Consider the following 21,091-nt stretch of genomic DNA (forward strand, 5'->3'; position numbering starts at 1 on the left):
GGCTACAGCATGGATCAGAGCATCATCAACAGTTATCACGAAGCCCAAAAATTATATGCCGCCCATGGAATCAACGTGGATGAGGTTTTGGAGAAGCTTGCACAGATCAAAATTTCACTCCACTGCTGGCAAGGGGACGACGTCAAAGGATTTCTTTTCAAAGACAAGGAGCTGAGCGGGGGGATTGCTGTAACCGGCAGTTACCCTGGCCGTGCCGGTTCGCCGGATGAGCTGCGTAAGGATTTGGAAAAAGCCTTGTCGCTGATTCCAGGCAAACACAAAGTAAATCTGCATGCCATCTATGCCGACACGGATGAACAGGTGGATCTGGATGAGCTGGAACCGCGCCATTTTGCACCTTGGGTCGACTGGGCGAAGGAACAGGGGCTGGGTCTGGATTTCAATCCAACCTGCTTCTCCCATCCCAAAGCGGCAGACGGCTTCACCTTAAGCCACGCGGATGAGGAAATCCGCAGCTTCTGGATCAAGCATTGCAAGGCTTCGCGCAAGATTTCCGAATATTTTGGCCGCGAGCTGGGACAGACCTGTGTGACGAACTTCTGGGTACCGGACGGTTACAAGGATACTCCCGTAGACCGCCTGTCCCCGCGCGTACGGCTGAAGGAATCTCTCGATGAGGTGTTCAGTGAAGAGATTGATCCTAAGTACAACATCGATGCGGTAGAGAGCAAGCTGTTCGGAATTGGTTCGGAGAGTTATGTGGTTGGATCTCATGAATTCTATATGGGCTATGGATTGACTCGCGGCAAGGCGATCTGCCTGGATGCCGGACATTTCCATCCGACAGAAGTGATTTCTAATAAATTGTCCTCGATTCTGATGTTCAGCGAACAACTCCTGCTGCATGTCAGCCGCCCGGTCCGTTGGGACAGCGACCATGTAGTCACTATGGATGATGAGCTGCTTGAAATCGCACGTGAGCTCGTTCGCGGAGATTTGCTGGACCGCACGAATATCGGTCTGGATTTCTTTGACGGCAGCATCAATCATATCGCAGCTTGGGTTATAGGCACACGCAATACCATCAAGGCGCTGCTGCGTGCCATGCTTGAGCCGGTGGCAGAGCTGAAGGCTGTGGAGTTGGCAGGAGACTATACCTCCCGTCTGGCCCTGGTCGAGGAATTCAAGTCATATCCATTTGGTGCCGTCTGGGATTATTACTGCGCTTCGCAGAATACACCGGTACGCGAACAATGGCTGGCTGAAGTGAAGAGCTATGAGCAGGAAGTGCTGTCCGCAAGATAACGGCTGATCCGAAGTAATGGGCTACGGCTAGCAATGCATACAAAGGAGAGAAAACATATGAGTACATCCGTAATTGAATCTAAAGGTTATATTGCCTCTATAGAAGCGCCATTTATACAGGAGATGTCGGAAATTACCCATCACATGTGGTCGCTCGGCTGGGATGAGCTGAACGGCGGCAACGTGAGTTACTTGCTGGATGAGGAAGAGGTAGCGAAGTATATCAACATCCGCGAGTCTTTACGGACGATTAAGCTGACTTTTCCGGTACAGGAGCTGGCTGGGAAATATTTCATCGTCACTGGTTCGGGCAAATACTTCCGCAATGTGATCAAGGATCCGGAAGCGAATCTCGGCGTCCTGCGTGTCAGTGACAGCGGAGAGAGTGTAGAAGTGCTGTGGGGCCTTCGTGACGGAGCAGTGCCGACAAGTGAGTTGGCTTCGCATTTCATGAGCCATATTGAACGTCTTAAGGTCGATCCTACGCACCGCATTGTGCTGCATACTCATGCTACGAATGTCATCGCTATGACATTCACCCATGATCTGGATGAGCTGAAATTCACCAAAACCCTCTGGGAAATGTGCACGGAATGTCTGGTTGTTTTCCCGGATGGTGTCAGTGTCATTCCTTGGATCGTTCCGGGCAGCAGTGAAATCGGCCGGGCTACCGCCGACAAAATGAAAGAATATCGCGTGGTGATCTGGCCGCAGCACGGGATATTTGTCACCGGTGCAACCATGGATGCTACCTTCGGGCTCGTGGAAACAATCGAAAAGGCGGCAATTGTCTACAATCTGATTGGCGGCAGAGAAATCAAACAGAAGATTACGGACCGGCAACTGGCCGATCTGGCCGCAGCCTTCCGCGTAACGCCAAAAGCAGGAATTTTGGAATTATAGAATTGTAACGAATCCTGAAGCAGAGACTTTATCTGAATCCTATGGCCGGACACAACAGTGAACTGTTGTGTCCGGTTTGTGTGTGCATAGTCCCCCAGCTCCTTCATTTGCTTTTAATAGTTACAACAGGCATAATATGCTTACTTAAAGTAATTATATTAATTAACGGAGGCTGAATATGAACACTGATAAATTGTTTGCTCCATTTCAGGCAGGAAGCTTGTCCCTTCCCAATCGTATCGTAATGGCACCTATGACCCGCGTGTATTCGCCGAATGGCGTCCCTGGTGAAGAGGTTGCTGCCTATTACCGCCGCCGTGCTGAAGGCGGAGTGGGCCTGATCATTACCGAAGGGACGGCGATCAACCATCCGTCAGCGGTCAGCCATCAGAATATCCCGAATTTTCACGGGGAAGCCTCACTTAAAGGCTGGGCACAAGTTGTGGAAGAGGTTCATGCCGCTGGCGGCAAGATCGTTCCACAACTCTGGCATGTCGGCATGGCCCGTTCCATTGGCCAGTTACCGAATGTAGAGGCACTGCCGGTTGGCCCTTCCGGACTGGACCTGGCTGGTGAACAGATTACAGAACCAATGACCAAGCCGGAAATTGACGGAATTGTAGCTGCCTTCGCCCGGGCTGCTGCTGATGCCAAAGCAGCAGGCTTCGACGGAATTGAGCTGCATGGTGCACACGGCTACCTGATCGACCAATTTTTCTGGGAAAAAACCAATAAACGGACGGATGAGTACGGCGGCGATCTGGAAGCACGGACGACATTTGCCGTTGAAATCATCGATGCCTGCCGCCGCGCGGTCGGTCCGGATTTTCCAATCATTCTCCGTTTTTCGCAGTGGAAGAGCGGGGACTACTCCGCCAAGCTGGCGCAGACACCGGAAGAACTTGCTCGTTTCCTCACTCCGCTTAGCAATGCCGGTGTGGATATTTTCCACTGCTCGACGCGCCGCTTCTGGCTGCCTGAATTTGAGGGCTCCGAGCTGAATCTGGCGGGCTGGACGAAGAAAATCACTGGAAAACCAACAATTACTGTTGGTTCTGTTGGTTTGAACAGTGAGTTCGTAACCGCAGTTACCGAAAAAAATGAAGAAGATAATATCGAACGTCTGCTGGAGAAACTCGAAAATGCTGAATTCGACTTAGTTGCTGTCGGCAGAGCTCTTATCAGTGATCCTGCCTGGCCTGCAAAGGTACAGAGTGGCAGAACAGACGAGATTATTGCTTTTACTTCTGAAGCGACGAAGACTCTATATTAAAGTGGTTAGGATATACTGAATTTATAGCCGCCCTGGCCAGGGCGGTTTTTTCTTTAAAAAGATAAGAATTTATATGTTTCACGCTATAAAGTTATCCTTCTCTTTCTCGCTGAAACGGTGCCGTCCTTAAAAAAGGACGGCGAAACCGTTTCCACTTGGCCCGCTGATTACCGGAATGGATGATTTATGCTATAATTTTTACTTGAGCATTACAATTTCAGCCTTGCAGATACTGCAGAGCTTCATGAATAAAGGACGTGAAACCATGACAATGGGGAATAACTCACCGGACTTAAAATCCGGCAAGGGTAGTTCGAAGGATTACTCGAAATATTTTGATTTCTCTGATGCCAAAGTCATCAGTGAGGAAGAAGGCAAAACCACCTACCGGATCAAGGGCCGTACTGTTCAGATCAATTCCAACCCGGATTACAAGGAAGGCAAACGCCGGGGCAAGCAGGAAATTGAGGTTATTGACTTCGAGAACACGGAAACGAACCGGATTATGGAAGAATTCAGAGAGATCAACCGGCACAAGCAGCATTATTACTCCATAGCCACCTACGGCTGCCAGATGAATGAGCATGACACTGAAACCATGAAGGGGCTCCTGGAGCAGATGGGATATCTCGGCACCGAGGACCGTAATCAGGCGGATATCATTCTGTTGAACACCTGCGCCATCCGGGAGAATGCGGAAGATAAGGTATTCGGCGAGCTTGGACACCTGAAGAATCTGAAGCTGGAGAAACCGGGTCTTTTGCTTGGCGTCTGCGGCTGCATGTCCCAGGAGGAAGGCGTGGTTAAGCGGATAATGTCCAAGCATGGGTTTGTGGATATGATTTTCGGTACCCATAACATCCACCGCCTGCCTCACCTTGTGAAGGAAGCGTACTTTAGCAAAGAACTCGTCGTAGAGGTCTGGTCCAAGGAAGGCGACATTATTGAGAACCTGCCCAAGAAGCGGGAGGGCATGCGTGCATGGGTGAACATCATGTATGGCTGCGACAAGTTCTGTACCTATTGCATTGTACCGTTTACGCGGGGTAAGGAGCGCAGCCGCCGTCCTGAAGATGTAATTGCTGAGATGCGTGAGCTGGCACGGCAAGGCTTTAAGGAAGTAACATTGCTGGGGCAGAATGTTAATGCCTACGGCAAGGATTTTACTGATATAGACTATACATTCGGGGACCTGATGGACGATATGCGGAAGATTGATATTCCGCGCATCCGCTTCATGACATCGCACCCCCGCGATTTTGACGATAAATTAATTGAAGTGCTCGGCAAAGGCGGGAATCTGACGGAGCATATCCATTTGCCGGTGCAGTCGGGAAGTACCGAGGTGCTGAAGAAAATGAGCCGGAAATACAGCCGCGAGACGTATCTGGAGCTTGTCCGGAAAATCAAGGCCAGCGTGCCGAATGCCGTGCTGACTACAGATATTATTGTTGGCTTCCCTGGTGAAACCGAAGAGCAGTTCGGGGATACATTGTCCCTGGTACGCGAAGTGGGCTATGATATGGCATATACTTTCATTTATTCTCCGCGTGAAGGTACACCGGCAGCTTCCATGGAGGACAATGTGCCTCTGGAGGTCAAGAGTGAACGTCTGCAACGGTTGAATAATCTGATCAAGGAGCAGAGCCGGGACAGCAATGACCGGATGCTTGGCGAGATCGTCGAGGTGCTGGTGGAAGGCGAGAGCAAGAACAATTCGAATGTGCTGTCCGGACGCAGCCGCGCCAACAAACTGGTGCATTTTGAAGGGCCGAAGGAATGGATCGGAACCTTTGTTCACGTTAGAATTACCGATACGAAGACATGGTATATCAAAGGGGATTGCGTAGCTGAAGCTGCGGCAATTCTATAATCATAGAGGAATGGGGCGATAGAAATGAGCCAGGAAGAACCGCGTGTGAACCAATACGGAATGAACACCTACAATACCCGTGACCTGATTGTGCGAGAGGATATTATGGGCAAAGCCAAGGAGCTTGCCTCGCTCATTTCCACCAGCGAAGAAGTGAAGCATTTCCAGCAGGCTGAGCAGAAGATACAGAATCATGAACGGGTGCAAGGCCTCATCGCTACAATCAAGAAGAAACAGAAAGAGATTGTGGCGTTTGAAAGCTTCAAGAACAAGGAAATGGTCGCCAAAATCGAACGCGAAATTGAAGTCCTGCAGGATGAGATTGACGGAATTCCGGTCGTAAATGAGTTCCAGCAAAGCCAGAGCGACATTAACTATCTGCTGCAGCTCGTCATTTCTGTGATCCGGGACACCGTCTCGGAGAAAATCAATGTAGAAGCGGGTACCGAAGCTCCTCCTTCGACCTGTGGTGACTAAATCAAGAATAGACCACATTAAATAAGCTGCGGCAAAGGATGATTCATTGTGAGTGAGAACGGGGAACAAACCTATAACGTCAAAAAATACCGCACGCCGGACGGTGTTCCGGCCGATATTGTCATGTTTACCCTGACCAAACGCGAGCGGAAGACCGTGACCAAGACGCTTCCGCTGCGTGAACTGAAGGTCATGCTCGTGAAACGCAAAAAATGGCCGTGTGCCGGGATGTGGGCGCTGCCGGGCGGCTTTTGCCAGGAAGATGAGTCCATCTATGATGCCGCGACCCGTGAGCTGAAGGAAGAAACCGGTGTAGACGGCGGACATTTGGAATATCTGGGCGTCTACAGTAAGCCCGGACGCGATCCGCGCGGATGGATCATCAGCCATGCGTTCTTTGCGCTGGTGGAAGAATGGATGCTGGAGCATAGACAAGCTTCCGATGATGCGGATGAGGTTGGACTGTTCACGCTGCAGGAAGCGCTTGAGGAGCTTGAGCTTGCTTTTGACCATCATGACATTATTTCGGATGCTTATTTGCGGATTCAGCAGCAAATGCTGCAGACGACGATTGCCAGGCAGTTTCTGCCGCGTCACTTCACACTAAGTGAACTGTATCAGGTGATCCAGACTGTCGTACCTGAATTCAAAGAGCCCAATTTTATCCGCAAAATCACTTCAACCCGCAGCCGTCAGGGCATATTAAAGGAAGTACGGGATGAAGCCGGCAATCCGGTCAGCTCCAACCAGTATTCGCAGCGTCCGGCTCAGCTCTACATGTTCACGGATCATGAGCCTTTGTTATCAATCTATACCTAGGAGGGATAGTGAAATGAGAGCCTTGATCGTAATTGACTTCACTAATGATTTTGTGGACGGCAGTCTGCCCGTGGGGCAGCCCGGTATAGATATTGCACCACGGATCAGTGAGCTTACACAGAGGTTCGTGGATAATGGGGATTACGTGGTGATGGCTGTCGATCTGCATGAGGAGAATGATCCCTATCATCCGGAGAGCAAGCTGTTTCCGCCGCATAATCTGCGGGGTACCGGGGGTCGTGAGCTATACGGCAGTCTGAAAGACGTATACGATCAGAATCAGGATTTAATATATTGGATGGACAAAACACGTTACAGCGCCTTTTGTGGTACGGATCTGGAACTGAAGCTGCGTGAACGGGGGATTACCGAGCTGCACCTAACCGGAGTATGTACAGATATCTGTGTATTGCATACCGCAGTGGATGCCTATAACAAGGGCTTCAGTATTGTCGTTCACAAGGATGCGGTGGCCAGCTTCAATCCGGAAGGGCATGCCTGGGCGCTTGGACATTTCATCGGAAGCCTCGGAGCTAACGTTGTAGCAGCAGAATAACCACCAGTTCACCATTTATAGAGAGCATCAGCGAAAAGCTAGGAGATGAGGATTTTGAGGAGAGAACTTGCTCTACATACAGACAAATATCAAATCAATATGATGTACGCCCATTGGGTGAACGGAAGTCATAAGCGCAGAGCCGTGTTTGAAGCCTATTTCCGCAAGCTTCCTTTTGGGAATGGCTTTGCCGTATTCGCCGGGCTGGAGCGTATAACCCAGTATATAGCCGAGTTGCGTTTCACGGAGGATGATATCCGCTACCTGTCGGAGCAGGAAGAGAATTATGCACCTGCTTTTCTCGAAGAGCTGCTGCAGTTCCATTTCCAGGGCAGTATACATTCCATGAAGGAGGGTGCCCTGGTTTTCCCGGATGAGCCGCTTATCCGCGTCGAGGGGACGATCATGGAGGCGCAGCTGGTAGAAACAGCTATTCTGAACTTTATGAACTACCAGACTCTGATTGCCACAAAGGCCTCGCGGATTAAGCAGGTAGCTCCGAAGGATACACTTCTGGAGTTCGGTACACGGCGTGCGCAGGAAGCAGATGCAGCTGTATGGGGCGCACGGGCAGCTTATATCGGGGGCTTCCATGCAACCTCGAATATGCTGGCCGGCAAAAAGTTCGGTATCCCCACAAAGGGAACCCATGCTCATTCCTGGGTACAGAGCTTTGCCAGCGAGCAGGAGGCCTTCGATGCTTATGCCAAGGTGATGCCAGATGGTGTTACCCTGCTGGTGGATACGTTCGATACGCTGCGTAGCGGTGTGCCGCATGCGATCAATACGGCTAAGAAGCTGGAAGCGGCAGGCAAGCGGATGAACGGTATCCGGCTGGACAGCGGTGACTTGGCTTATTTGTCCATCCAGGCGCGCAAAATGCTGGATGAAGCCGGACTGGACTACGTGAAGATCGTAGCCTCCAATGATCTGGATGAAAATACGATTATGAACCTGAAATCCCAGGGAGCGGCCATTGATACTTGGGGTGTCGGTACACAACTCATCACGGCTTCGGATCAGCCATCCTTGGGCGGTGTATACAAACTTGTCGAAATTGAATCGCCTTCCGGCGAAATGGTCCCGACGATCAAGATTTCATCCAACCCGGAGAAAGTATCCTCTCCAGGCAAAAAGGATGTTTTCCGGATCATCGGGCCCAAAGGCAAAGCTCTCGCTGACTATATCAGCTTCCCCGGGGAAAAAGAGCCGCAGAGCGGTGCCCGCCTGAAGCTGTTCAACCCGCTGCATCCCTATCTGCAGAAGTATGTAGAGAAATATAAGGCTATGCCGATGCTCGAGCCGATCTTTGTGAACGGGTTCCAGGTCTATACTTTGCCGGATCTGGATGAAATCCGCCGCTATCATCAGGAACAGATTGATTTGTTCTGGCCGGAGTATCTCCGCAAGCTGAATCCCGAAGTATACCGCGTGAATCTCAGTGAGCAGGTATGGACCCGCAAGCAGCAGCTGATTGCAGAGCATTTGATGCCGGACCCGAACGATGAAATGAGCTGAAACCCAATAGTGAGCGATGACGGCGAGGCCGTTCCTGCAGTAGAGCTTCTCTGTGGAACGGCCTTTTTTATATGTAGAAAAGCAGTATCCCTACAATTCAGCTATCCACACTTTACCTGGTAAATTTATTCCATAGGACAATCTGCCTATTTACATCAGAGCGTTGGAATAATATATTAATTATGTTCTTATTTTCAAATTATCAGGTAGTTTTCAAATTATCAGGTAGTAATGTTTTATTTTTTTGTCGCAAAAGTTAAAGCGCTTTAACTTTTGCGTCCCGGAAGCTGCTGTTTTCTAGGCTGCCAGGGAGGTGAGGGTCCAGTCTGTATGATATTTGGTCCGAAAAGTTTCTTACTCACGGGTATGCTTCCAAGGCGTGTTTTACACAAAGCTCATTGATGAAGCCGATGTCTACCAAACTTTGAGGAGTGATTGTTGATGGAAAATCAAGGAAAGCGCAGGTTGCACTGGAAATCGCTAGTATTGTTATGTCTGGCCATATTTATTCTGCCTGCGGGCTCTGCATTTGCAGCTGTGAACAAACCGTTTCCACAGCATACTACGTATACTAGCGGGACGATCAAGCCGAATAATGTAACTCAAACCGTGATGGACAATGCCGTGAAGACCAAATGGGACGCATGGAAAGCAGCATATCTCAAGCCGGCAGGTACGGGCAAATATTATGTCAAATATAATTCGGACGGGGAAACAGTATCAGAGGCGCATGGTTATGGCATGCTGTTCACGGTGCTAATGGCCGGCTACGACAGCAACGCGCAGACATACTATAACGGGCTCTATAACTATTACACTGCGCATCCGAGTGCGATCAACCCTTATTTAATGTCCTGGAAACAAAACAGCAGCTTCCAGAATATTGAAGGCGAAGACTCCGCAACCGACGGTGACATGGACATTGCATTCTCCCTTCTGCTTGCCCATAAGCAGTGGGGCAGCAATGGAACGGTCAACTATCTGCAGGCGGCTAATCAGATTATTGACGCTATTATGGATAACGAAATTAATTTGACCCAGTGGACGATCCGGCTTGGGGATTGGGCCAATAGCGGTACGTATAATACGGCCACACGTCCTTCAGACTTCATGCTGAATCATTTAAAAGCCTTCCAGGCCGCGACGGGAGATTCTCGTTGGCAGAACGTAACGGACAAAACCTATACCATTATTAATAGTCTTTACACTGGATACAGCCCCAGCACCGGTCTCTTACCTGACTTCGTTGTGTACTCCGGAGGCGTCTACAAACCGGCTGCAGGGGGCTTTCTGGAAGATGCGAATGACGGGAATTACAATTATAACTCCTGCCGCACACCATGGCGGATTACAACGGACTATCTGCTCACCGGGGATACCCGCGCCTTGAATCCATTGAACCAGCTCAACGGCTGGATCAAAACGAAGGTCAGCAGCACTCCGGGCAATATTAAGGACGGTTACAAGCTGAACGGGTCAACATTTGGAAGCTATAACAGCGGCGCTTTTTATGCTCCTTTTGGCGTAAGCGCAATGACCTCCTCAGCCAATCAGTCTTGGCTCAATTCTCTCTGGAGTCATACCTCTGGCAGCGCAGCGGAAGATTATTACGAAGACAGCATCAAGCTGTTCTCAATGATTGTGATGTCCGGTAACTGGTGGACCTACTAAACTATACGTGTCACAAATGAAGCATCGGCCTATCCGGCAACGGATGGGCTTTTTTTTGTACATATGAGAAATGATGGGTCCCGAAGGAATGGGATGAATTTACTCCACTAAAATAAATCATTATGGAGATATTATTATGCGGGGAACAATTTTTAAGGAGGGTTATAAATGAAAAAGATCTCAATAGCGATTATGTCAGTATGTCTTATGCTATCTACTGCTTCTGCGGTACAAGCATCACCTAGTGAGACTCAACACGAAAAGAAAATGCATATGCAACAACATGAGACTAAAGGAATCAAAGCAAAAAGCACTAAAGAGAAAAGCATGAAAGAGAAAAGCATGAAAGAGAAAATCACGAAAGAGAAAAGCATGAAGGCAAAAAGCATGGAAGCCAAAGGAATAAAAATAAAAGCAACCAAACTGCCAAAATCCGGTTTTGGCGGTGCCAGTGAGCAAATGGAATAGGAGGACGAAAGAGGGCGGATCACTTCCCCCTCTTTCTTTTCTAAACATGAGAAAATGGGCTGCTTTATTTTTTGTGATATTCATTTGCATTAGTCTTGCCGGTTGCATGGACAACCACTCCGGCAACCATGAGAAAGCGGAAACCTTAATCCCCGAAGTTTCCCCGGCTCCTTCAGATAAGCCGGAGATTTTGGAGGTCAAGAAGTCTGAAGTTCCTCCGGTGAAATTTTTGCCGGATATAATAGAAATCCCCTCCATTTCAGTTAAGGCAGTAATCAAGCCTGTTACCATCCTTGCAAATGGCCAAATGGACGTGCCTAAGAACACGGGTGTGACGGGAATACTATATCCCGGAATTTTACCCGGGGAAAAGGGAAATGTTATTATCGACGGACATGTGGACAGCTATACTGGGCCGGCGGTTTTTTACAAGCTGAAAAAACTGAAGCAGGGGGATCTGATTATTGTCTCTGACCAGCTGAAACACAGGTTAACCTACACAGTCGAATCAGCAGAGGTTTTTACCCCGGCAGAAGCACCAGTGGAGCGGATATTTGGGAATACCGATGAATACCGCATGAATCTGATCACCTGTACAGGAAGGTATAGCAGAAAGAAGAAAGAACATGAACAAAGATTAGTCATCTTTGCGAAGATAGGTGAGAAACTATGAAACAGTTCACAAGAAAGATGTATATCTGTGCTGCCGCAGGCATTATTTTTGCGGCCACATTGTTTTTTCCGTTACCCGGTGCAAAGGCTGAACCGGACAAGCATGAAATAGAAGCGGAGCTGAACGAAATGTTCAAGGCCCGGGCGGAGGCATTCATTCATCCGCACCCGGAGTCCATTAATAAATATTACCTTCCGGAAAAAGCTAGCCAAATGGCACTGCAGCATGAGCATTTGCGGGAAGAGTATGTAAACAAGTGGGCCGAGAAAAGGGCGTTGAAGTTGACGAGCTCAGAGTCAAGTATTCGTATTATCCGTCAGAGCATTGTTGAGGATAAGGCCCGAATCTCCTTGGTACAATCTCATAAAGTAGGATATGTATATATCAATAAAGTCATGCAGGAGCAAGTCTTCGGTGTTGGAACGAGGCACTTTCTCACATTAAAGAAAAGTGAAGGCCGTTGGAAGATCGCCCGGGAATGGTACCTCGATCCGCTGGATGAGAACCCTGCCAAAATTGCAGATGGACCTGAGGGCATAGCCCCAGCAGTTCGGGCAAAGTCCGAGCCTGCAGACGGACAAAAGTATAAACGGAAACGGGCTGTACATTATGCCAATAAATACGCTGGTGCTGCTTGGGGAGCAGGAAATAAGCATCACTATAATAAAAAATACCTGGATTACACGGGTAAGGGGGGAGACTGTACCAATTTTGCTTCACAAGTTATTGGTGACCCAGAGGAAGGAGGGGGGTTGAATATGGCGGGAGGCTGGCGTTATTTTCCGAATTCAGGAGGAACGCAAACCTGGGTACAGACGGATGCCTTTAGTAATTACTTAACCAGATCCGGGTATGGAGCTCTGATTGCCAAAGGCGATTACCATCATATTGTCACTCCTTCGCAAAAATATCCCGGGGGAGCCATTTCCCAGCTGCAGGCTGGTGATCTTATAGGCTATATATTGCGGCATAACGATACGGACCACTTTTCTGTTGTAGTCGGGTTTGATGATTATGGTTATCCTTTGGTCAATTCGCACACCGCAGACCGGTATCGTGTCCCTTTTGATTTAGGGTGGGATCGGGATACCAAATATCAGTTATTTCATATCAAAGATTGAGTAAGTTAATGCTTGTCAGCATATCGCGGGTTCACAGTCATAAATATAGAGATAGAATCTATTTTTATGCTGGAGGGAATCATGGGGATACCGCGGCTTCTCAATCAATTTATAATCAGAGCCGGTGCCATGTTCATAGTGAAATTGATTGGACTGGCTGGCCGTGTGATCCTTACAAGAATCGTTGGTGCTGAAGGAATAGGACTGTACCAAATTGCCTATTCCTTTTACGGCTTCATTTTGATGCTCACCAGCGGTCTTCCAACAACGCTTGCAATTGCAACAGCTAAAGCACCTAAGCAGGGTTGGAGGATTTTTAAGGTAGTGTTCCTCTGTCTCATTCTTTCCGGTTGCGTTCTTGGTCTGAGCATTTTTAAGAATTCAGCCACTATTGGCCAGTTGCTTGGAAACCCTGGACTAACATATGCAATTCGCAGCCTTGCCCCATCCTTGTGGATAGTTCCCCTTCTCGGATTAATTAGAGGATACTTGCAAGGGTTGAAGCAAATCGGGATCATCGCCCTGTCTGAGATCGCTGAGCAGGCTTTCAGAACGGTATTCATGCTGTTGATTGTTGGACAGCTACTGTCACTCGGTGTAGAACGGGCAGTTGGATATGGACTATACGGTACTTTTTTAGGTGCGTTCCTCTCCTTAATTATAATGATTGCATGCATTTCTCTTAAAAAAGCAGAGTTCCCCCTTAACAGGGCTCCAGATCAATTATTAACGACGTCCTGGTTCGTGAACACTTCGTTAGCGATCTCAGCTACCCGCCTGTTAATTCCATTTTCGGAATTCCTTGATGCACTAATTATTCCTGATCGTCTGGTCGCAGCAGGAAACAGCGCTTCTGAAGCTACCGCTATATACGGAGTTATTTATGGAATGGCTGTTATTGTGGTTTATGCGCCTACGTTATTTATTGGAGCACTGAGTCATATCTTAACCAGTCAAATAGTTGCGGAATGGCAGCAAGGTAACCAGAGGAAATTCAATAGTCTTTGTAATACAGCCATATGTACATGTTGGTTATGGGGAGGCCTAACAAGTTTGTTTTTGTTTTTCTACTCGGACGAGTTATCTTATTACATCTTTCATAGTGATAACGCAAGTAATGTGATTAGATATCTATCCCCAATCCCGCTTATCGTTGGTTTTCGAGAGATTTCTACCAGTATTTTATGGGCGCAGGATAACCGGAAGAATCCTTTCATGGGGATACTTACTGGAATTGTATGTTCAATCATGGTCCAATATTTTTTGGTGGCAATCCCTGGTTATGAATATAAGGGGGCTGCTCTTGCAATTCTGTTGCTTGAAACAATGGCTTCTATTTGGAATATTAAAGTGTTATTCTTCTCAAAAGTGAACTTAAAGAGGGTTGTGAAACCTTTGCTATGTGATTTAACATTCGGAATTTGCATACTTCTAGGAATGGCCCTTTCGACTCCCCCTTCAGAAAACATTATCAGTCTGTGGCGATTTTTATGTATTGGTGTTTTATTTTTTGCGGTTACAGGGGGGTATATTTATTTGCGCTGTATACGGAAATTTCTGTGATATTAACATCAAGTGAATACATAAACATTGTCCCGTCAGTGATTTTATGCTGGCGGGCTTTTTTGTGCATTATAGTTTGGTTATGAGACACTAACGGAATGCGTTAAAAAGGCGGAAAAAGGAATCGAAACGCATCCGGGATAACGGGTTTTTCAAGGAAATTAGTGATAATAATCGAACGCAAAAAAAACTGCCTGTCAAAGGAATAAAGATCATTGACGATTTTGCTCATACTATGATCCGACCATGTTTTATGTGACATTTTTAACATCTTAATTTTTAATTTTATTGCTAAATTAAGGGTGACATTTGTTCCACATTCGACTTGGGAAGTGCGGGTTAACACACAATATTCACATGTTGTCGTTTTTATGGCAGATTATCTTCTATTAAAGTAACGCAGCACTGTCGCGTATAAAGAAATCGATTGAAATCCATAAATTATTGTGATTCCTGAGGCGTGGAAAATGCAAGATATGTCACTTCGCGACTTGCAAAATCAAGTTACAATCGTTGAAAAAGTCATAAGGATGTTATTCTACTTGACACTAAGAAAGGGGTTATGTCGGTGGTACAATTACCAATCGTTAACGATCTCGGATTTTTTGAGATTCGTCTGGAGTCCATTGGAGGCTTAGGTGCGAACCTGGCTGGTAAAATGCTTGCAGAAGCAGGGGTGGTCGGAGCGGGTCTTAATGGCGTCAGTTTCTCGTCTTACGGCTCGGAGAAGAAGGGGTCTGCTGTTAAGGCTCATATCCGTTTCTGCGATCTGAACACACCTATCCGCGATACCTCTCCTGTGGAACGTCCGCATGTTGTGGGTGTATTCCATGAAGCGCTGGCCAAGACAGTCAACGTGACCAGTGGTATTCATGAGCAGAGCACTGTTCTTGTGAATTCGGCCAAAACGCCGGAGGAACTGAAAGAGCTGCTGAAGATGAAAGCCGGAACCATTGCCGTGATTGATGCAACTAGCATTGCACTGAAAGAGAAGAATCGTGTGAATATGGCAATGCTGGGCGCGTTGTTCCGGCTCTGTCCGTTTCTTGATACTGCAACGATGAAGGATGTTATTGAGAAGTCCCTTGGCAAAAAATATCCCCAGGCAGTCGAGTCAGCCATCACAACGTTTGACCGCGGCTATAATGAAGTGAAGTTTATGCAATTTGAGCTGGCTGCAGGGGATAGCATGCCTGAATATGTCCGTTCCGATATTGGAGTTCTGGGTTATGATACACAGCCGATTGGCGGATCTATTATTAATCCAGGGAGCACCTTTCTGAAAAATTTGAGTATTTCCCGCTCCGGTATGATCCCGGCGTATGAGAACGAAGCGTGCATCCACTGTGCTCAGTGCGATACGGTATGTCCGGATCAGTGCTTTGTATGGGAAGAACGGATTGACCGCAAGGGCCGTTCACAAATGTTCCTGACGGGTATCGATTATCAATATTGCAAGGGTTGCCTGAAATGTGTCGATGCCTGTCCGACATCCGCACTGTCAAGCCAGCGTGAGAAGGAAGGCTATGCGGACACCCACACAGTGCATCACCAATTTGATCTGATTACACAGGTTTAATCCTTGGAAGAAAGGTGGAATGAATAATGGCTATTGATTATGAACAAGAAGTAGGCTCCACCAAAGTGGAGCAGAAATTCCTATATGAATCCGGTAATGAAATGGCTGCATATGCTGCTCATCAGATCAACTATCACGTGATGGGCTATTTTCCGATTTCGCCATCTACTGAAGTGGCCCAGTTCCTGGATACTATGAAAGCTAGCGGACAGCACGACATCATGCTTGTACCGTCCGATGGCGAACATAGCTCTGCGGGGATCTGTTACGGCGCATCGACGGCAGGCGGACGCGTATTCAACGCAACCAGTGCCCAAGGCTATATGTTCATGCTGGAGCAACTGCCTGTACAAGCAGGTACGCGCATGCCAATGGTCATGAACCTGATCTGCCGCTCGATCTCCGGTCCCCTTAATATTCACGGTGACCACTCCGATCTGTATTTTGCCCTCAATACCGGCTGGCCGATTCTGATGTGCCGTGATCCTCAGTCTGTCTACGACATGAATCTGATGGCCCTGAAGCTGGCTGAACACGCCAAGGTCCGCCTTCCGGTAATGGTCGCATCTGACGGCTATTTCACATCTCACCAGAAGCGTCGTGTACAAGCTTTTGCCCATCGGGAGGATGTTCATAAGTTTGTTGGTGAACAGCCCCCAGTGGGCTTCACAGACACCTTGGACCGCAACAATCCGGTTACCGTAGGACCGTACATGAACGAACCGGATTATATTAATAACCGTTACCAGCAATCCGTTGCCATGTACAATGCCGGAGAGGTATTCGAAGAGATTGCCCAGGAATTCGCTGAGCTGACCGGACGCCACTATCCGATGATCGAGCAGTACCGGATGGAAGATGCCGATGTTGCTGTATTTCTGATGAACTCCGCTTCGGAGATCATCAAGGATGTTGTAGACCAGCTTCGCCTCCAAGGGATCAAAGCCGGGGCCATCTCCCCGAATATGATCCGCCCATTCCCGCAGAAGCAAATCGCTGAAGCACTGAAGAATGTGAAGGCTATTACGGTCGGTGACCGTGCAGATTCTGTCGGCGGACATGGCGGCAACATGGTTAACGAGATCAAGGCAGCACTGTTTACTTACGGAAATACCACCACCAAAGTAATCAGCCGGATTTATGGACTGGGAGGCAAGGACTTCTATGCCGAAGACGGACATCATTTCTTCCAATTGGCAATGGATGCAGTTGTTGCTGACCGTGTGGAAATTCCGTTTGATTACTATGGCCACAATCCTGGAACGCCGGACAAAGCGCCGAAGCGTCTGCTGAAGCCGATGAGTTTTGAATCACTGAAGACAGGTCTTATAACCGTGAAGCAGAACGAAGAGACAGGCAAGCTTAGTGTGAAGGTTCCGCCAATCCGCAGCCTGATGAAGAAACCAAGACGGTTATCACCGGGACACGGCGCATGTCCGGGCTGTGGCATTTTCTCCGGACTGGAGCTGTTCTTCAAAGGCATTGAAGGGGATATTGTTGCCCTGTATCACACAGGCTGTGCAATGGTCACAACGACCGGTTATCCTTATTCAGCTCATAAATCGACATTCATCCACAACTTGTTCCAGAATGGTGCAGCTACGTTGTCCGGTGTCGTGGAGATGTTCTGGGAACGCAAACGCCGCGGAGAACTGGATGGACTGGGACTGCAGGAAGACTTTACCTTTGTCATGGTAACTGGTGACGGGGGAATGGATATCGGCATGGGTCCGGCCATCGGTGCTGCATTGCGTGGTCACAAGATGATTATTGTTGAGTACGATAACGAGGGATATATGAATACAGGCGCCCAACAGTCGTATTCCACACCTCTCGGCCACCGGACATCGACTTCAAGCATCGGCAAAACACAGCAGGGTAAAGTAACCCAGCATAAGGATACCGCGCAGATTATGGCAGCCACCAACATCCCTTATGTATTTACCGGCTGTGAGGCTTATCCGCAGGATCTGCTCAAGAAGGCCGCCAAAGCCCAGTGGTATGCCCAGAATGAAGGTCTGGTCTATGGCAAGATTCTTATTGCTTGTCCGCTGAACTGGATGAGTGAAGACAAGGACGGTACGAATATTGTATCGCTGGCAGTAGAATCCTGCTTCTTCCCGCTCTATGAAGTTGAGCAGGGCACGACGACGATTACGTACAATCCGGAAGAGAAGGACAAGCGGGTGGAAGTTGCTGCATGGCTGAAAACAATGGGCAAAACGCGTCATCTTCTCAAGCCCGAAAACGAACCGGCGCTGCGCGCCTTCGAGGGTGAAGTACAGCGCCGCTGGAACCGTCTCAAAGCCAAACACGAGCACCCGGATTTGTAGGATTTATATAATCTGTACTCATAAATAAAAAACACAGGCCTGGCAGAATTTATCTGCCGGGCTTTTTTTTTGTCAGGATCTCACGAAAAAAACTGTTTAATAAAACACTTTTATAAAGTATTATAATAAGCGAGGTGAACAGAAATGAAGAATATCGGAGGAAACGCTCTGGTAATTAAGGAAGTGAATATCAACCTGGTTCGGCGTGTCTTGAAGGAATGTAAACAAGCCACCAAACGGCAGATTGCCGAGGGAACAGGCCTGAGTATCGTTACAGTCGGTACAGTGCTTGAAATTTTAATCCAGCATACTGAGGTGGTGGAGGCGGGGCTAATCTCATCCAGCGGGGGAAGACCTGCCCAGCAGTACATATACAATGATGAGTATGCCTTGGCATTGATCCTGTTTCCATTTGAAGAGCTTGGAGGGATCAGTATCCGCTGCACCGTGGTTACGCTCTTTGGGCGTTGTCTGCATGAGGAGAGCATACCTGTGCAAAAGGTTAATCTCGCCTGCTTCGAAGACATCATCGATGAAGTGTTGAAGCTATTTCCTGCTATAGGGGCAATTGGTTTTGGACTACCGGGTGCTGAAGCGGATGGCAGACTGGTGGTATCAGATTATGATACTCTGCGTGGCATTCCAGTAGCGGAGCATTTCAGACAGCGTTACCGGAAGCAGGTAATTATCGAGAATGATGTGAATGCTGCGGCAATCGGAAACTACAGCAGAACTGCGATGGAGACAGACGCTCCAGCAATCTATTTATACTTTCCTGACCGTTTTCCACCAGGGGCTGGGATTATCACGAACGGCAGGCTTCAGAAAGGAAAAAGCGGTTTTGCCGGGGAAGTGGCCAATATCCCATTGGGTATTGATTGGAGCAGCAGCGAATGGCAGTCCTCAACGGAGAAGCTGACTATCGCCATTGCCAGGCTGGTGTCTGCTGTCAGCAGTGTGCTAAACCCCGGGACGGTGGTACTATATGGAAGTTTTTTGCAGGAGGGGCATCTGACAGGTATTACAGAACAATGTGCAAAGCTGCTGCCGCCCGGTGCGGTTCCTCATCTTGTGCTCAGTATGGATTTCGCTGGAGATTATTTGCAAGGAATGATCGTTTCAACACTATCAACCCTGGAGACAGGGCTGCAATTGACCAAATCTGGAGTATAGGCGGTTGACATTCATGGCTACTATTTTTCTCATTATTATTTATTTGGCTTTTATCAGTCTTGGCTTACCGGATTCGATGCTTGGGGCGGCTTGGCCGATGATGCGTCCCGATTTCGCAGCCCCGGTGGATGCTGCGGGATTGCTATCCATGATCGTTGTCGCGGGTACAATCATTTCCAGTCTAGCCAGCGGGATGGTGCTGCAGAAGCTGGGCACGGGGAAAGTTACTTTTATCAGCGTTGCTGTGACCGCACTCGCATTACTTGGTTTTACGTATTCGCCTTCAATCATCTGGCTGGCTGTATTATGCCTTCCGCTTGGACTTGGCGCCGGCTCCATTGATGCCGGGCTGAATAATTATGTAGCTACCCACTACAAAGCCCACCACATGAGCTGGCTTCACTGCTTCTGGGGTGTAGGCGCTATGCTTGGGCCTATTATTATGTCGCGTTATATTGCTGCGGGTGATTCCTGGCGGCAAGGATATTTGACGGTCAGCCTGATTCAGTTCGTGCTGGTTATACTGCTGTTCATTTCCCTACCGCTCTGGAAGCGGGCAGAACCGACGGGTGAATCAATGGCAGCAGCAACAGATGTTCAGCAGGAAGTCATCTCGCCGCAGATTCCTGTAGCAGGTATACTGCGCATCAAGGGTGTGAAGCTGGCGCTGGTTACCTTTCTTTTTTACTGCGGGGTAGAAGCGACGCTTGGACTCTGGGGCAGCAGCTTTCTGGTCAATGAGAAGGGACTGTCAGCAGCAACGGCCGCTGGCTGGGTATCTCTCTATTATGGGGGGATAACAGTGGGCAGACTGGTCACCGGTTTTGTCACTTTCAGATTTAATAACCGCCAGCTTATTCGTACCGGTATATTGATCTCGCTGCTGGGTGCGCTGCTGCTGTTACTGCCTTTGCCGGCTGTATATTCCCTGTTTGGATTTATTCTTGTGGGACTCGGATCGGCACCCATATTTCCGTGTATGCTTCATGAGACACCCGCCCGCTTCGGGAAGGAACATTCCCAAAGAATTATGGGCTATCAAATGGCTATGGCGTATACAGGAGGTGCATTTCTGCCGCCGTTATTGGGATGGATTGCCGCCCGCAGCTCGTTTGTGATTCTTCCGTTCATGCTTGTGGGATATATTGTTATAATGCTTATTAGCTCAGAGAAGATCAATGCTGTGATGAATAAGCGGAAAGATGAGGTCTCTATATGATTAGAGCAGTGGATTGGCAGAGTGGAGATTGGAGTAATCAACCAGTCTCCGCAGAGGTACAGGATGGAGCATTTGTTGTAACAGCAGCAGAGGGCAGCGATTATTGGGAAAAAACAATGTACGGATTCCAGCATGACAATGGACACGCCCTACTGGCTCCCTGGGAGGACAGTGATGCTGTTGAGGTCAGCTTTTCACTGCAGGGGTTTACAGAGCTGTATGATCAGGCAGGAATCATGCTGTGGCTCAATCATGAGGTTTGGATCAAAGCCGGAATTGAGCTGAACGACGGTGTTCCGCATATCGGTGCGGTTGTGACCGACGTTTATTCCGATTGGTCGCTGTCACCTGTAGCGGAATGGGCTGGAGAGGTGGTTACGATCCGGGCCTCACGGATGAATGATGCAGTAGTCATCAGGGCCAGAACAGAGAACCATCCTTGGCGAACGATCCGGGTGGCTCGTTTTCCATATGAGAATGGGAAAAAGGCAGGCCCGTTTGTCTGCGCCCCCACCCGCGCCGGACTCAAGGTAACGTTCTTGCGTTGGGTGAACACAGCTCCAGATACGGATATTCATACAGACCCTCCCGAGGAGTAAAAAGAAG

General features: G+C 48.5%; 18 protein-coding genes. All 18 read left to right on the forward strand.

All coding sequences use genetic code 11. The features are described from left to right. The first annotated feature begins 9 nt into the window (after positions 1-9). The 18 genes from rhaA (at position 10) to A3849_RS20825 (ending at position 21,084) form a co-directional block, all read left to right on the forward strand. Positions 10-1,266, forward strand: coding sequence for an L-rhamnose isomerase (rhaA, locus tag A3849_RS20740; protein WP_074113129.1), 1,257 nt, complete (start codon positions 10-12; stop codon positions 1,264-1,266). A 57-nt stretch (positions 1,267-1,323) separates the two neighbouring features. Next, complete coding sequence (gene rhaD / locus A3849_RS20745) at positions 1,324-2,169, forward strand: rhamnulose-1-phosphate aldolase (RefSeq protein WP_074113130.1); 846 nt, start codon at positions 1,324-1,326, stop codon at positions 2,167-2,169. Between the two features lie 178 nt (positions 2,170-2,347). Beyond that, positions 2,348-3,442, forward strand: a complete 1,095-nt coding sequence (locus tag A3849_RS20750; protein WP_074113131.1) for an NADH:flavin oxidoreductase — start codon at positions 2,348-2,350, stop codon at positions 3,440-3,442. Positions 3,443-3,707: 265 nt separating this feature from the next. Beyond that, positions 3,708-5,315 carry a tRNA (N6-isopentenyl adenosine(37)-C2)-methylthiotransferase MiaB gene (miaB, locus tag A3849_RS20755; RefSeq protein WP_074113270.1) on the forward strand — a complete coding sequence of 536 codons (1,608 nt, stop codon included), beginning with the start codon at positions 3,708-3,710 and terminating at the stop codon, positions 5,313-5,315. Between the two features lie 24 nt (positions 5,316-5,339). Further along, on the forward strand, positions 5,340-5,792 hold the full coding sequence (locus tag A3849_RS20760) for a YlbF/YmcA family competence regulator (protein WP_074113132.1): 453 nt from the start codon (positions 5,340-5,342) through the stop codon (positions 5,790-5,792). A 48-nt stretch (positions 5,793-5,840) separates the two neighbouring features. Further along, positions 5,841-6,611, forward strand: a complete 771-nt coding sequence (locus A3849_RS20765; RefSeq protein ID WP_371916018.1) for an NUDIX domain-containing protein — start codon at positions 5,841-5,843, stop codon at positions 6,609-6,611. Between the two features lie 13 nt (positions 6,612-6,624). Beyond that, positions 6,625-7,167: a cysteine hydrolase family protein gene (locus A3849_RS20770; RefSeq protein ID WP_074113133.1), complete on the forward strand. Its 543-nt coding sequence runs from the start codon at positions 6,625-6,627 to the stop codon at positions 7,165-7,167. Between the two features lie 45 nt (positions 7,168-7,212). Continuing rightward, the gene (locus A3849_RS20775; RefSeq protein WP_074113134.1) at positions 7,213-8,685 is read left to right on the forward strand and encodes a nicotinate phosphoribosyltransferase; all 1,473 of its coding nucleotides are present in this window, start codon (positions 7,213-7,215) and stop codon (positions 8,683-8,685) included. A gap of 441 nt (positions 8,686-9,126) precedes the next feature. Then, positions 9,127-10,356, forward strand: a complete 1,230-nt coding sequence (locus tag A3849_RS20780) for a family 8 glycosyl hydrolase (RefSeq protein WP_074113135.1) — start codon at positions 9,127-9,129, stop codon at positions 10,354-10,356. A 168-nt stretch (positions 10,357-10,524) separates the two neighbouring features. Continuing rightward, positions 10,525-10,824, forward strand: a complete 300-nt coding sequence (locus tag A3849_RS20785; RefSeq protein ID WP_074113136.1) for a hypothetical protein — start codon at positions 10,525-10,527, stop codon at positions 10,822-10,824. Beyond that, positions 10,808-11,497 (forward strand): class F sortase, encoded by a 690-nt coding sequence (locus A3849_RS20790; protein WP_143191876.1) that lies wholly within the window; start codon positions 10,808-10,810, stop codon positions 11,495-11,497. The genes A3849_RS20785 and A3849_RS20790 overlap by 17 nt, the downstream gene beginning before the upstream one ends. Further along, positions 11,494-12,618 carry an amidase domain-containing protein gene (locus A3849_RS20795; RefSeq protein ID WP_074113138.1) on the forward strand — a complete coding sequence of 375 codons (1,125 nt, stop codon included), beginning with the start codon at positions 11,494-11,496 and terminating at the stop codon, positions 12,616-12,618. The genes A3849_RS20790 and A3849_RS20795 overlap by 4 nt, the downstream gene beginning before the upstream one ends. Positions 12,619-12,699: 81 nt before the next feature. Next, entirely contained in the window at positions 12,700-14,181 is a 1,482-nt protein-coding gene (locus A3849_RS20800; RefSeq protein ID WP_074113139.1) for an oligosaccharide flippase family protein, read from the forward strand. Between the two features lie 568 nt (positions 14,182-14,749). Continuing rightward, on the forward strand, positions 14,750-15,760 hold the full coding sequence (locus A3849_RS20805; RefSeq protein ID WP_074113140.1) for a 2-oxoacid:acceptor oxidoreductase family protein: 1,011 nt from the start codon (positions 14,750-14,752) through the stop codon (positions 15,758-15,760). Positions 15,761-15,786: 26 nt separating this feature from the next. Next, on the forward strand, positions 15,787-18,093 hold the full coding sequence (locus A3849_RS20810) for a thiamine pyrophosphate-dependent enzyme (protein WP_074113141.1): 2,307 nt from the start codon (positions 15,787-15,789) through the stop codon (positions 18,091-18,093). A 144-nt stretch (positions 18,094-18,237) separates the two neighbouring features. Then, the gene (locus A3849_RS20815) at positions 18,238-19,266 is read left to right on the forward strand and encodes an ROK family transcriptional regulator (RefSeq protein ID WP_074113142.1); all 1,029 of its coding nucleotides are present in this window, start codon (positions 18,238-18,240) and stop codon (positions 19,264-19,266) included. Positions 19,267-19,279: 13 nt separating this feature from the next. Continuing rightward, positions 19,280-20,485: an MFS transporter gene (locus A3849_RS20820; protein WP_074113143.1), complete on the forward strand. Its 1,206-nt coding sequence runs from the start codon at positions 19,280-19,282 to the stop codon at positions 20,483-20,485. After that, complete coding sequence (locus A3849_RS20825; protein ID WP_074113144.1) at positions 20,482-21,084, forward strand: DUF1349 domain-containing protein; 603 nt, start codon at positions 20,482-20,484, stop codon at positions 21,082-21,084. Before A3849_RS20820 ends, A3849_RS20825 begins: the two co-directional genes overlap by 4 nt. Positions 21,085-21,091 lie beyond the last annotated feature (7 nt).

Origin of the sequence: Paenibacillus sp. P46E (assembly GCF_001909095.1) — a bacterium.
GTDB lineage: Bacteria > Bacillota > Bacilli > Paenibacillales > Paenibacillaceae > Paenibacillus_AQ > Paenibacillus_AQ helianthi.

Excerpts from the sequence above, each read along its gene's own strand:
- rhaA (WP_074113129.1), top strand. The coding sequence starts at position 10 with ATGGATCAGAGCATCATCAACAGTTATCACGAAGCCCAAAAATTATAT.
- rhaD (WP_074113130.1), top strand. The coding sequence starts at position 1,324 with ATGAGTACATCCGTAATTGAATCTAAAGGTTATATTGCCTCTATAGAA.
- A3849_RS20750 (WP_074113131.1), top strand. The coding sequence starts at position 2,348 with ATGAACACTGATAAATTGTTTGCTCCATTTCAGGCAGGAAGCTTGTCC.
- miaB (WP_074113270.1), top strand. The coding sequence starts at position 3,708 with ATGACAATGGGGAATAACTCACCGGACTTAAAATCCGGCAAGGGTAGT.
- A3849_RS20760 (WP_074113132.1), top strand. The coding sequence starts at position 5,340 with ATGAGCCAGGAAGAACCGCGTGTGAACCAATACGGAATGAACACCTAC.
- A3849_RS20770 (WP_074113133.1), top strand. The coding sequence starts at position 6,625 with ATGAGAGCCTTGATCGTAATTGACTTCACTAATGATTTTGTGGACGGC.
- A3849_RS20775 (WP_074113134.1), top strand. The coding sequence starts at position 7,213 with ATGAGGATTTTGAGGAGAGAACTTGCTCTACATACAGACAAATATCAA.
- A3849_RS20780 (WP_074113135.1), top strand. The coding sequence starts at position 9,127 with ATGGAAAATCAAGGAAAGCGCAGGTTGCACTGGAAATCGCTAGTATTG.
- A3849_RS20785 (WP_074113136.1), top strand. The coding sequence starts at position 10,525 with ATGAAAAAGATCTCAATAGCGATTATGTCAGTATGTCTTATGCTATCT.
- A3849_RS20795 (WP_074113138.1), top strand. The coding sequence starts at position 11,494 with ATGAAACAGTTCACAAGAAAGATGTATATCTGTGCTGCCGCAGGCATT.
- A3849_RS20800 (WP_074113139.1), top strand. The coding sequence starts at position 12,700 with ATGGGGATACCGCGGCTTCTCAATCAATTTATAATCAGAGCCGGTGCC.
- A3849_RS20810 (WP_074113141.1), top strand. The coding sequence starts at position 15,787 with ATGGCTATTGATTATGAACAAGAAGTAGGCTCCACCAAAGTGGAGCAG.
- A3849_RS20815 (WP_074113142.1), top strand. The coding sequence starts at position 18,238 with ATGAAGAATATCGGAGGAAACGCTCTGGTAATTAAGGAAGTGAATATC.
- A3849_RS20820 (WP_074113143.1), top strand. The coding sequence starts at position 19,280 with ATGGCTACTATTTTTCTCATTATTATTTATTTGGCTTTTATCAGTCTT.
- A3849_RS20825 (WP_074113144.1), top strand. The coding sequence starts at position 20,482 with ATGATTAGAGCAGTGGATTGGCAGAGTGGAGATTGGAGTAATCAACCA.